Here is a 12,778-nt window from a genome sequence, read left to right as displayed (position 1 = left end):
TATGGAAAATAGAAAAAGACGTATCGTTGTCGGTATAACAGGGGCAAGTGGGTCTGTCTACGCGTTGAAATTTTTGCAGGTATTACAAGACACTGGTATCGAAGCGCATTTGGTAGTTACTCATTCTGCCGAAACCGTTTTACAACATGAATGTAGAATAGTACCCAAGGAGCTTTTGCAATATGCACATACACTCTATAATGTGGATGATATAGGAGCCGCTATTGCTAGTGGATCCTTTTTGTATGAAGCAATGGTGGTAATTCCGTGTTCGATGAGGACAGTGGGAGCTGTCGCCAGCGGTATCGCTGATAATCTTTTGACCCGTGCCGCTGATGTTACTATAAAGGAAGGGCGCACCTTGGTTATGGTGCCTCGTGAAACACCGTTCAGCCCAATTCATTTGGAAAATATGTTGAAATTATCCCGGATAGGGGTAAGAATATTACCGGCATGTCCGGGTTTTTACCATAATCCTCAAAGTATTGATGATTTGGTAAAAATAATGGTGGGAAAAGTATGCGACCAACTTCATATTGAACATAAATTATTTAAACGTTGGTCTGGTCATGCTGAATAAATTATAACAGCAAGGAGCGGTTATATTGTTTGCCAAAATTTTTGGTGCGACAACTGCAGGGATAGATGGGATTCTCATTGAGGTAGAAACTGATGTAGCAAATGGACTACCTGCTTTTGATATAGTCGGTTTGCCTGATGTGGCGATAAAAGAATCAAAAGAACGTGTACGTACGGCTATTAAAAATTCCGGTATAAAATTACCCCCTAAGAAAATAACGATTAACCTAGCTCCTGCAAATTTGAAAAAAGATGGTTGCGGATTAGATTTACCTATCGCGGCAGCTGTTTTAGCAGCGTATGGATTACTACCACAGGCACGTTGTGAAAGAGCGATGTTTGCTGGTGAACTTTCTTTAGAGGGAAATCTTCGTAGTATTAGCGGTATTTTACCTATTGCTATTCAGTGCCGTGAACAAGGACTGCAAGAATTGTTCCTGCCTGTTGGCAATGAGCAGGAAGCACTCTTGGTTGATGGCTTGCAGGTTTATCCTATAGTAAAATTGATCGATATAATAGATTTTTTCAATGGGAAAAAGCAACTTTTTCCTGCCGTAAAAGCAGCAAGCAGTACAGAAGAAAATGAAAGACCTGTATTAGATGATTTTTCTGATGTACAAGGGCAATTTATTGCTAAACGGGCATTGGAAATCGCTGCGGCTGGTGGCCATAATGTTCTTATGTGTGGTGCGCCTGGTACGGGGAAGACTATGCTTGCTAGAAGAATGCCTTCTATATTACCATCCATGACTAGGCAGGAAGCATTGGAGATAACCAAGATTTACAGTATAGCTGGTCTTTTGAAAAACGGAGCGGGACTTATTCGGCACCGTCCTTTTCGCAGTCCGCACCATACGATATCAAACGCCGGGATGATTGGTGGCGGCCGTATTCCCAAACCTGGTGAAGTTACACTTAGCCATAATGGTGTATTGTTCCTTGATGAATTGCCGGAGTTTAATAAGACAACACTTGAAGTATTGAGACAGCCGCTTGAGGACAGGCAGATTTCAATTGTCCGCATAAATGGCGCATATACCTTTCCTTCTAATTTTATTCTTATAGCCAGCATGAATCCGTGTCCATGTGGATTTCTCGGCGATAAGGACAGGCCTTGTTCTTGTACACCGACCGAGATCAAACGCTATACGAAGAAAATATCAGGGCCGCTTTTGGATAGAATTGACATTCATATTCAAGTACCACGCCTTGCCTATAAGGAAATGATAACTACTGAAAAGACGGAAAGTTCAGCATGCATTAGGGAACGTGTGGAGAAGGCTAGAAAAATTCAGACTGCGCGATTAGCACCATATTCCCTTTACTGTAATGCACAGATGAATCATGCACTTATAAAGGAGCTTTGTTTTTTGACAAAAGGCGCACAGGATATGCTTAGGACGATATTTGACCAACTTAAGCTTAGTGCCCGTTCGTATGATAGGCTTATTAAGGTCAGCAGAACTATTGCTGATCTGGAGAGTTCGTCTACAGTCACAGACCGACATATTGCAGAAGCATTGCAGTTTAAAAATAATACAGAACTTAGGGAACTATAATATTGGCTAAATTATCGAAAGAAGGTGGCAACTTGTCCATTATCTATACAGGAAAAACAAAAAATCTAGGGGTTATAGGTTATCCTATCCATCATTCACTTTCTCCAGTTATCCAAAATACTGTATTGCAAAGCATGGAGTTGGATTATGCGTATATTGCCATGCCTGTAAAAGAAAATGAATTAGAAAGTGCGGTAAAGGGGTTAAAAGCATTAAATTTTAGTGGCTTCAATGTTACAATTCCCCATAAAATAAATATTATAAAATATCTTGATGAAATAGACGGTGCCGCTAGTCTTATTGGGGCGGTAAATACAGTGCTCATAAAAAATGACAGACTTTATGGCTACAATACAGATTATGAAGGCTTTCTAAGCGCTTTTCAGGCCAAAAAATTCTCACTTAAAAATATAAACGGCCTTATTTTAGGGGCAGGCGGCGCTGCACGAGCTGTTGTTTATGGATTACTTAAGGTTGGCGTTGGTTCACTTTGTATTGCAGCGCGGAATGTAGTTAAGGCACAAAAATTAGTTGATGATTTTAAGAAAATGGGTAATATTAAGGCATGCGATTGGGCAGATGTTTCTGTTAATGAAATTTTGCAAAAGGCAGATTTATTGGTGAATACAACGCCATTAGGGATGTATCCCAATGTAGATAAGATGCCTCCGGTAGATATGTCTATACTTTCTTCAAAAGCAATTGTTTATGATGTAATTTATACACCGGAGAAAACGAAATTTCTTATTGAAGCTGAAAAATACGGACATGTTGTTTTAAACGGTGAATATATGCTGGCAGGACAAGGGGCGGCCGCTTTAAAGAAATGGATTGGCTGCAAGGATGTTGATATTGATCTCATGCGTATTGCGTTACATGAGGCTTTGATAAAAAAGATATGACAACTATGGAAAATAATTCCTTGAATGAGCTCGCAGAAAAAACTCTGCGCTCATTTAAGCGAAATAATAATAATTTGAATTCAACAGATCTGAATATAACTGGAGCACCAATAGTCGAATTAGTCGATAAAATCATAAATAACGCAATTTTGCAAAAAGCAAGTGATATTCATTTTGAACCAAGAGAAAAAAATATGTGCATACGTATGCGTGTAGATGGTATTTTAAAGAATTATGCCGTTTTCCAGCGAGAACTGCATCCACTGCTTATTTCCCGTATAAAGATAATCAGCAATATGAATACTGTAGAAAAACGCAAGCCACAAGATGGCAGCATGTCTTATAAATATTCAGATAGGATAATTGATATAAGAATTTCAACCATTCCCTCCATACACGGAGAAAAATTGGTGATGCGACTCCTAAATATCCTAGGACGATGTTTTACGATTAATGAGTTAGCGCTGAGTCCGGCAAATGAAAATATGTTTTGTAAATTATTCCATCGCTCAAGTGGCTTGATTTTAAATACAGGCCCGGTTAATTCTGGGAAAACAGCAACATTGTATGCCGCCTTAAATGAACTGAATGCACCAGAAAAAAATATTGTGACGATTGAAGATCCTGTTGAGTATAAACTTGACAATATCACACAGATACAGATTAATGAAGGAATTGGTCTGACTTTTGAGGAAGCTTTGCGAGCCACTTTACGACAGGATCCTGACATTATTTTAATCGGTGAGATACGCGACGAGCAAACGGCAGCCATTGCTGTGCGCGCTGCTTTGACAGGTCATTTAGTATTGTCCACATTACATACGGGCAGTGCTGTTAATGCTATTTTACGAATGCTTGATATGCGAGTAGAGCCATATTTACTTTCTGAAGCACTTGCTGGATGTCTGTCGCAAAGATTACTGCGTTGTATTTGTCCCCATTGTAAAACTGTTTATAAACCAGTTGAAAATTCTTTGGAGGATGCATTTATGAAGAAATATTCCTTAAAATATTCTTTTTATGGACAAGGGTGTGATTTTTGTGAAAATAGCGGATATCTGGGAAGGATGGCTGTTCAGGAGATTTTTATTGTTCGCTCAGCAATGCGAAAATCTATTTGTAGGCGGGAAGACAGCAGTATATTGAAAGAAATTGCCATGAAAAATGAAATGAAGCCTTTGTTAAATGATGCTATTGAAAAAGTTTTAGAGGGAAAAACAACAATAAGTGAAATTATGAGGGTAATTAATGATGACGATGGATAGCAGTATTGATGATAAATTTAATGACCTTATATTGGCAGTGGGGAAATCATGTTCTGACCTGCATATAACAGCAGGCAGGGAATGTTTCTACCGTGTTGATGGCATTTTGAAAGTTCTACCAGCTGCATTATTCAGTGACGTGGAAATACAACAGCTTGTCCATGTTTTTTTACCGGAAAAGGAAAGGAGGGAATATTTGCGGAAAAATGCCATTGATACTGCGTATACTGCTTGTGGCAGGCGGTTGCGGATAAGCATATACAGGCAGTCAAATCAATATGCTTTTGCAATACGGTTTATCAACAAAGAGATACCGTCAATAGATGATGGTATCTATCCTGAAATTATAAAAAAACTTGTTTTAAAGCATAGCGGATTGATTTTACTCACGGGGCCGGCAGGGTCGGGTAAATCTACGACTCTTTCAGCAATGCTCGCTTATCGGGCGGAGCATAGCCCCTGCCACATAATAACATTAGAAGATCCGATTGAATATATATTTTCATCAACCAAAAGTCTTATACACCAAAGAGAATATGGCAGTGATTTCTTTTCTTTCGCGGAAGCAATGAAAAGTGCATTACGACAAGATCCTGATATCATTTTTCTGGGAGAAATACGTGACCAGCAGACTATGCGTGCTGCCCTTTCGGCTGCCCAGACAGGACATTTAGTGCTTTCCACACTGCATACTGCCAGTGCGGCAGAATCCCTCATCCGCATAGAGAGCCTTTTTAAAGAAGAAGCTGCATTTATCCGCGTCGAACTTTCTATGGTATTGCAAGCAATAATAAGTCAGCAGTTATTGCAGAAAAAAACAGGTGGTAGAATTTGTGCCATGGAAATATTAACAGCGACAGATGCTGTTCGTTCACTAATTGCAGCAGGCCGTCCACAGCAGGTGGTGTCGGTTATGCAGACAGGGAAAAATGAAGGAATGCAGACGATGGAAACTGCCTTGAGTCAATTGCGGCAGAAAAAACTTATCGACTGATTTATGACAACGGAGTGCCTATTGTGAAAAAGTATTTTTACTGTGCCAAAGATTATTCAGGAAAAACATTTAAAGGGAATATATTTGCCGAATCTTCTGATGAAGCAGCTGAAATACTGCGCTCGCAAAAGTATTTTTTACTCGAATTAAAAAGGGAAAAAAAGTATTTTCAACAGTATTTCCAAAGATATTTTCTTTATAAAATAAAACAAAATGATATTGCGATATTTTGTAGACAACTCAGTATTATGCTGCAGTCTGGTATAACTTTAAAAGAATCCCTTGATGTAATAAATACGCAGATGAAAAATAAAAAATTTAAAAATATCTTATATGAAATTTCGCTACAGATTCAGACTGGTAAAAATTTTTCGGATAGCCTGATTATGTATAGGAATTTTTTCCCACAAAGTTTTCTAGCACTTGTTACGGTAGGTGAAGCAAGTGGCAGGCTTGAAGATGTTTTGAAGAAAGCGGCAGAGTACCTTGAACGCGACTATACTGCAAAAGAAAAATTAAAAACAGCAGCTATATATCCGCTTATATTAATTCTTATTTTTCTTAGTACAGCCTGTATTATGTTTATGGTAGTATTGCCTATATTTGCCGATTTATTAAAAAACTTGCAGATAGAATTGCCCTTTTTGACAAGAGTAGTCCTTTTTGTGGGAAATATTTTAAAAGAATATAGTATTTTAACAGGTGGCAGTTTCGTATTTTTAATAATAATTTTTAGATTATTCTGGCAGCAAGAGAAATATCAAGTTGCAGCATATAAATTTTTTTTGAAAATACCATTGTTTGGACGTTTATTGTCTGAACTGCTATTATTGCAATTTTGTAATGAATTGGCGGTGATGCTTTCAGCTGGACTTACTATAGACAAAAGTATTGTCATCGTAGTTGATAATGCGCCGAATATATTGATCAGAAAAATCTTGCAGCGCACACGGGCTGATATAAAAAAAGGCTGTGCATTGTCAGCATCATTGTCGGGTGAATCGTTTTTTCCGCCATTGTTTATGCAAATGCTTATGACAGGAGAAAAGAGCGGTAATTTGGCACCTATGATGGAATTGACTGCCGTATTTTATCAAAATGACGTTGACTTACTTTATAAACGCAGCATTGCTTTTGTTGAACCATGCATGATTGTAATTATTTCAATATTTATTGGTATTTTTGTGGCTGCTGTTGCAATGCCAATGTTTGAAGCAGTATCTTATGTGCCGTCATAGAAAGGATTGAATTTATGCAAAGGAATTTATTGAAGGACCAACGTGGTTTCACTCTTTTAGAAATGATGATAGTCATAGTCATCTTGGGAATCTTAGCAACCTTGGCTATCCCTAAGTTTAGTAATTCTGTCGCTTTGGCTAATACGACGAAAATACAGGCTGATCTCCAAACCTTAAATACAGCAATAGCCATGCATGTAGCAGCACATGGAAAAAAGCCGCAAAATATTAAGACAGATCTTGCAGAATACATAGATAATATAGAAAATCTTAAACCGCCTCAAGGTGAGAGCTACCTACGTACGGGTGAAAAGTTAGCAATAACAGCGACAGCTTATGAGTTGGACAGTGTCAATGCAGCAGCACTTTGCCAAGGACATGCTTTAAAAGAGTTCGGAGCGTCCCAGAAATGAAGCAAATACCGTTATTGATAGAAATAGGTACTTTGCCAATATATTATTTTTATGCTGGAATATCAGCAAAATTTGCTGGTGTAATATTTTTGTTATTTTTCTTGCTCAAAATTTCTTATATTGATTATAAAACATATATAATTCCCGATAAAATGCTGATTTTTATTACATTGGGGGGATTAATACATCATTATTTGAAAAATGAGTTTTTCCTATTTTACGATATTTTTTTTGCAGTGTTATTCATAAGCATAGTATTTTTACCAATTTATTTTTTTACAGATTCTATAGGCGGTGGTGATATTAAACTAAGTTATGCTTTATGCTTATGGCTCCCCTATCCGTTTATAGCTGAGGCAATTTTTTTGGCAGTATTGGCAGCTTCTTTTGTAGGAATTTATTTGTTGCTTAAAGATAAATGTGCATTTAATTCTGCCATTCCTTTCGGTCCTTTTATTGCTTTGGGTACTTTGCTGGTTTTTATATTTTCTAATTAGTTTTTTACATGTCATTATGCGTTAAAAAAATAAATCAGTTGGAGTAAAGAACATTTTCGATTGGAGCATGTCATGAAAAAAGCGCAAAAGGGATTTATGAGTATAGAGTTGATTCTTTCTCTTGCTATAGCGGCTATATTTTTCCTTGTGGCTGTGCCAAAAATGTTGTTAACGGAAAAAATGAGAGTTGATTTTCAGGCACAGTACCTTATAAGTAATTTACGCCTTATTCAACAGGCCAATTTTTCATTGCCTCACCAAGCATGGAGAGAGCCTACGCCATATATAGTTATCAATAGATCTTCTTACGAAGTCTATTTAGATCCTGCGAAACCGCCTGTTATTGCAAATATGCCAGATGATATTGTTTTGACTTCCAATAATGGTGACGTGTTTTCGTTTAACCGTGGTGATAAATCTACAGCTAACGCTGCCACAATAAATATTACAGGAAAAACATATAAGGCCAAAGTTGTTATTCATTCATATGGACGGATAAGGATGGCAGAATAATGAATAATAAAGGTTTTTTTATGCTTGCCCAGGTATTGGCACTGAGTCTATTGTTACTGGCGGCAGCAACACTTTTCAGCGTATTCAACATCTACGCTAAAAATCAGGTGGCAGAGGATGCCCGCTTAACTGCTGTTTACCTTATACAAAAAGAAGTGGCAATGTTTGAAGGCCAATTACTGTCAGCAGAAGGTGCTTACTACACTGGTATTGTAAAAGAGACTGACATAAGTAAAAATAATATACTTTTCCATATGCAAATGTCTTTAGCGGTCAATGGTAAATTAAAAATTATTACGGCAAAAATAAATTGGTTAATAAACAATAGAGAAGCCGATTATACCTTGACTAAGACGGTGTACGTAAATGAGTAGGCAGATAAATAAAAACACAGCGGGCAGTTTGCTGCTTGAAACTTTATTGTCTTTAAATCTTTATGTAGTCATCTTAATAAGTATTTCTATTGTTTTTTTGTCAATGCTGCATATGTATTTACAAAATCTTTATCAGATGGAACTTCGCTCCCAAATGAGATTTGCGATTGAATGTATGGTACAGGACATAAAATATGCTGATTCTGTTACAGTTTACCAAGAAGATGGGCATGATGCGCTGGCCATCACTACACATGCTGTAAGTGGTGGTAATGCGACACCAGAATTTATCAAATACAGACAGGATGATCTGGCTTTTTTCCCACGTATAATAAAAAAAGGGCAGCCGTTAACAGGCGATAATGACTTTTGTTATACTTATGTGCGGTTTTTCTGCCGCCCCTTATCACAGGATCAGGATAATCGTGTCTATATACTTGAACTGAAAGGAACTCATCAGTTTTCTTCCCAATATTTTTATTTAGAAACAGCTGTTGTCAGGCTGGGCAGCCGTCCTTTAAATTGAGAGGTGAGGAATGAATAATAAGGGATTTTCTACTTTAGTGGGATTGTGCTATGTAATACCAATGATATTTATTGCGACAACTTTTTTCCTTTTATCTACCAATGAGCAAAAAACAGAATTATTGTCTACTAACGGGGTTAATGCTCAATATATTGCCGAAAGTGCGCTGGCAAAAACATTTGATTTACTGTGTGCAGATGTATCACTTTATGATGATATTAGGCAGAAAGCTAGCAGTGGTTTTATAACTTACGAGAAGGAACTTTTGACTGAAAGCAGGCAAGAAAATGGGCAACAGGTAAAAGCAAATGTTTATCTGCATTTTTTTAATTATAGGGATTCTTGCTTTACTCTCACTGCGGTAGGAAAGTTTGCCAATGCTTCGAAACGGGTTACGGTGTATATCAAGGAAAATGAACATAAATTTTCTATACTGTGGTGGGATTATCATGAACAAAAACTTTAATGATTTTAAGAAAATTTTTTACAATAACTATACAGACGTAGTATCCTTGGCGGTGTTGGGCAATAATGTATATATGGCCAAGTTGAACCTTACTGGCGATTTATGGCATATAAAAAATATTGAGCATTATTCACTAGAAGAGTTTTTAGCAGCTGATTCATACGATATATTGAGAAATGCAGTTTTAAAAATTGGTTGTAAAGATTTACCTGTATATATAGGCTTGTCTGCTGAGTGGTTTGACACTTTTCCTTGTAATTTCCCGGCAATAGCTGTTAAAGAACTGGAAAAGGCTGTTTATTGGGAAGTACGTGGCAACAGTGCGATAAGCAAGACCTGTTACTATTCCTATGATTACGAGATCTTTCCGGAAGCAAACCATGTTGAAATATATACAGTCGAAAAAGATTTTATCAAAAAACTTTGTCAGACCAGTATAGCAGCGCAGCTTTGTCCCGCGGGAATTTTTCCGCAGCAAGATAGCCAATATGGACAAGCAGGTGATGATATGTTTTGGTTTTCTTGGCATGAGCAAAAAATAATATGTAGAGTATCAATAGAAGGACAGGATGTTCCTCCTTACGTAGTGGCGTTAGTGCAAAATATTTTACTCAGAAATGGTCAGCTTAATTTGCTACCAGAAAACGAAAAACCACCAATCTTGAATTGGCGACATATAATGCCATTAGGTATGGGACTAATTATGCTTCCTTGTATTATTTTTATTCTTTTTTCCCATTTTACAGTACTGGAGGCGAGGGAAGAGTTAGCACAGCAAAAAGTGGCAATTAATAATATGCAGGCTGTAATTGATGAAAAAAATTTAGTTGAAGAACAGCAAGCTGATATACAGCATAGAAAAGATGTATTATTGGCATTAAATCCAAAAAGAATGTCTGCACATGCTGTCTTAAGTAATTTAGGATCTGTATATATTGATTCAGTATGGCTCGATGCTGTTAAAACAGATGAAAACAATGATATCATCATTACAGGGACAAGTTTAAGCTACGAAACATTGGAAGAGTATACAGAAGCTTTAAAAAAATATTATTTCCCCAGTATTTATTTATTGTCTGGAGAAAATGAAAAAGATGCAGAATATATAAAATTTAATTTAAAAATACCTAGCAACAGGTGAAACTATGGTAAAAAAAGATAAATATTATTTAACAGGGATTTTATTGATTCTCGGCATATGTGTTACAGCTGTTTATATCTTGTATTATATTCCTTATAATGCTGAAATGCAGAATATAAAAAATGTTATAAGGGATGACGAGCAGAAGCTGAGAATGCTGAAAACTTTTGCTGTTCAACGGGAAAAAGATGAGAGTTTTATAAATAAAATGGCAATGGACAATTTATATTGGGAAAATAAACTACCCGAGCAGAATGATGAAACGGTTTTTATTTCCTTTTTACAGGAAGCTGCAAAGCATAGTGGTACAGAGATCAGTTCTATTGAGCCAATTTTTCCATTGACTAAAAGTAGTACATACGAAGAAATAATTATAAAGATAAAAATAGAAGGCAATTATTTTCAATTATTGGCTTTTTTGACTCAATTAAATGAAGCTCAAAGATATAATATAGTCGATAAAATAAACATAATTTCCCAAAATAATTTATTAAAGGCTGATATGGCGATAAAAATTTTTTCTCTGCATGAATAGATATAATACCGATAATTGTTTTGTACATAGCATTAAAATTATTTTTGGCAGCAAAAAAGAACGGCCGTATGTTATAAAACATACAGCCGTTCTTTTTTTACGTAAACTTTATTTATATATAAGGGTACTTGCCTCTTACATCATACCAGGCATTCCGCCGCCCATACCACCAGGCATTCCACCAGGTGCAGGAGCATCTTTTTCAGGTTTGTCTGCTACTAATGTTTCGGTAGTAAGAACCATAGCTGCAATGCTAGCAGCATTTTGCAATGCTGAACGTGTAACTTTTGCTGGATCTACTATACCCGCATTTACCATATCAAGATATTCACCAGTAAGCGCATTGAAGCCTTTGCCTGTACCAGCTTTCTTTACTTTTTCAACTACTACAGAACCTTCAAGTCCAGCATTGTCAGCAATCTGACGTACCGGTTCTTCAATAGCGCGTTTTACTATATCTACGCCTGTCTTTTCATCGCCAACAGCTTTGATTTTATCAAGAGCAGGTAAAATGTCGATGAAAGTTGTACCACCGCCTGCAACAATACCTTCTTCAACTGCAGCACGGGTAGCATTTAAAGCATCTTCGATGCGGAGTTTCTTATCTTTCAGTTCTACTTCAGTTGCAGCACCAATTTCCAGTACAGCTACGCCACCAGATAATTTAGCAAGGCGTTCTTGTAATTTTTCTTTATCAAAATCAGAAGTTGTTTCTGCGATTTGTTTCTTGATTTGTTCGCAACGGGCATCAATAGCTTTTTTATCACCAGCGCCGTCTACGATTGTTGTTTCTTCTTTTGAAGAACGAACCTGACGGGCACGGCCGAGGTCTTCAAGTTCTACACTATCAAGTTTTCTGCCGAGTTCTTCAGTTATGACATTGCCGCCTGTCAAAATAGCAATATCTTCAAGCATTGCTTTACGGCGATCACCAAAACCAGGAGCCTTTACTGCTAAGGCTTTGAAGGTACCACGCAATTTGTTGACAACGATAGTAGCCAAAGCTTCACCATCAAGGTCTTCCGCGATGATAACAATTTCTTTACCTTGTTTTACAACTTTTTCGAGAATAGGAAGAATATCACCGATAGCTGAAATCTTGCGGTCGGTAATAAGGATATACGGATCATCCATTACTGCTTCCATTTTGTCGGTATCAGTAACCATGTATGGGGATATGTAACCGCGGTCAAATTGCATACCTTCAACAACAGAAAGATTTGTTGCCATGCCTTTTGATTCTTCAACGGTAATGACACCGTCTTTACCAACTTTTTCCATGGCATCGGCGATTAAATCACCCATTTCTTTGTCGCTGGAAGAAATAGTAGCAACCTGAGCAATAGCAGCTTTGCCTTCAACTTTATGAGCTTTTGCTTTTATTTCTGCTACTAAAGTTTTTACTGCTTCTTCAATACCTTTTTTAATGACCATAGGGTTTGCACCGGCAGCTACGTTACGCATGCCTTCACGAATCATAGCCTGAGCGAGTAAAGTTGCAGTAGTAGTACCATCACCTGCTACATCATTAGTTTTGGTAGCAACTTCTTTAACGAGTTGAGCGCCCATGTTTTCAAACGGGTCTTCAAGTTCTATTTCACGAGCGATAGAAACACCATCGTTAGTGATTGTAGGTGCGCCAAATTTTTTATCGAGAACAACATTTTTTCCTTTAGGTCCAAGTGTTACTTTGACAGCATTTGCTAAGGAATCAACGCCTTTGCCGAGAGAGCGGCGAGCTTCTTCACCAAATAAAATCTGTTTAGCCATTATAAA

Annotated in this window: 15 protein-coding genes; 14 read left to right on the top strand and 1 reads right to left on the bottom strand. The window is 37.2% G+C overall.

What is annotated here, in order from left to right:
- Position 1: 1 nt before the first annotated feature.
- From EDC37_RS06385 to pilO, 14 genes are all read left to right on the top strand, one after another.
- Positions 2-580 carry a UbiX family flavin prenyltransferase gene (locus EDC37_RS06385; protein ID WP_132549146.1) on the top strand — a complete coding sequence of 193 codons (579 nt, stop codon included), beginning with the start codon at positions 2-4 and terminating at the stop codon, positions 578-580.
- Positions 581-605: 25 nt separating this feature from the next.
- Entirely contained in the window at positions 606-2,138 is a 1,533-nt protein-coding gene (locus EDC37_RS06380) for a YifB family Mg chelatase-like AAA ATPase (RefSeq protein WP_132549143.1), read from the top strand.
- A 2-nt stretch (positions 2,139-2,140) separates the two neighbouring features.
- A complete protein-coding gene (locus EDC37_RS06375; protein ID WP_231040090.1) occupies positions 2,141-3,040 on the top strand; it encodes a shikimate dehydrogenase in 900 nt (299 codons plus the stop codon).
- A gap of 5 nt (positions 3,041-3,045) precedes the next feature.
- Positions 3,046-4,305, top strand: a complete 1,260-nt coding sequence (locus EDC37_RS06370; RefSeq protein WP_165874473.1) for a GspE/PulE family protein — start codon at positions 3,046-3,048, stop codon at positions 4,303-4,305.
- Positions 4,289-5,299, top strand: coding sequence for a type IV pilus twitching motility protein PilT (locus tag EDC37_RS06365; protein ID WP_132549137.1), 1,011 nt, complete (start codon positions 4,289-4,291; stop codon positions 5,297-5,299). Before EDC37_RS06370 ends, EDC37_RS06365 begins: the two co-directional genes overlap by 17 nt.
- Positions 5,300-5,322: 23 nt before the next feature.
- A complete protein-coding gene (locus EDC37_RS06360) occupies positions 5,323-6,537 on the top strand; it encodes a type II secretion system F family protein (RefSeq protein ID WP_132549134.1) in 1,215 nt (404 codons plus the stop codon).
- A gap of 14 nt (positions 6,538-6,551) precedes the next feature.
- Entirely contained in the window at positions 6,552-6,950 is a 399-nt protein-coding gene (locus EDC37_RS12605) for a type IV pilin protein (RefSeq protein ID WP_132549131.1), read from the top strand.
- Entirely contained in the window at positions 6,947-7,447 is a 501-nt protein-coding gene (locus EDC37_RS06350) for a prepilin peptidase (protein ID WP_132549128.1), read from the top strand. The genes EDC37_RS12605 and EDC37_RS06350 overlap by 4 nt, the downstream gene beginning before the upstream one ends.
- Before the next feature lie 72 nt (positions 7,448-7,519).
- Entirely contained in the window at positions 7,520-7,960 is a 441-nt protein-coding gene (locus tag EDC37_RS06345; protein WP_132549125.1) for a pilus assembly FimT family protein, read from the top strand.
- Positions 7,960-8,334: a hypothetical protein gene (locus EDC37_RS06340; RefSeq protein ID WP_132549122.1), complete on the top strand. Its 375-nt coding sequence runs from the start codon at positions 7,960-7,962 to the stop codon at positions 8,332-8,334. The genes EDC37_RS06345 and EDC37_RS06340 overlap by 1 nt, the downstream gene beginning before the upstream one ends.
- The gene (locus EDC37_RS06335; protein WP_132549119.1) at positions 8,327-8,860 is read left to right on the top strand and encodes a hypothetical protein; all 534 of its coding nucleotides are present in this window, start codon (positions 8,327-8,329) and stop codon (positions 8,858-8,860) included. The genes EDC37_RS06340 and EDC37_RS06335 overlap by 8 nt, the downstream gene beginning before the upstream one ends.
- A gap of 10 nt (positions 8,861-8,870) precedes the next feature.
- Positions 8,871-9,326 carry a hypothetical protein gene (locus tag EDC37_RS06330; RefSeq protein WP_132549116.1) on the top strand — a complete coding sequence of 152 codons (456 nt, stop codon included), beginning with the start codon at positions 8,871-8,873 and terminating at the stop codon, positions 9,324-9,326.
- Positions 9,310-10,467: a hypothetical protein gene (locus EDC37_RS06325; RefSeq protein ID WP_132549113.1), complete on the top strand. Its 1,158-nt coding sequence runs from the start codon at positions 9,310-9,312 to the stop codon at positions 10,465-10,467. The genes EDC37_RS06330 and EDC37_RS06325 overlap by 17 nt, the downstream gene beginning before the upstream one ends.
- A 4-nt stretch (positions 10,468-10,471) precedes the next feature.
- Positions 10,472-11,002 (top strand): type 4a pilus biogenesis protein PilO, encoded by a 531-nt coding sequence (gene pilO, locus EDC37_RS06320; RefSeq protein ID WP_132549110.1) that lies wholly within the window; start codon positions 10,472-10,474, stop codon positions 11,000-11,002.
- A gap of 135 nt (positions 11,003-11,137) precedes the next feature.
- Here the strand turns inward: pilO and groL are convergent, their stop codons facing one another.
- Positions 11,138-12,772 carry a chaperonin GroEL gene (groL, locus tag EDC37_RS06315; RefSeq protein ID WP_132549107.1) on the bottom strand — a complete coding sequence of 545 codons (1,635 nt, stop codon included), beginning with the start codon at positions 12,770-12,772 and terminating at the stop codon, positions 11,138-11,140.
- Positions 12,773-12,778: the final 6 nt, after the last annotated feature.

Origin of the sequence: Pectinatus cerevisiiphilus, assembly GCF_004341685.1 — a bacterium.
GTDB classification, from domain to species: Bacteria; Bacillota; Negativicutes; order Selenomonadales; family Selenomonadaceae; genus Pectinatus; species Pectinatus cerevisiiphilus.
Note: the sequence above shows the minus strand (reverse complement) of the source record. Positions and strands in the feature narration are given on the sequence as shown.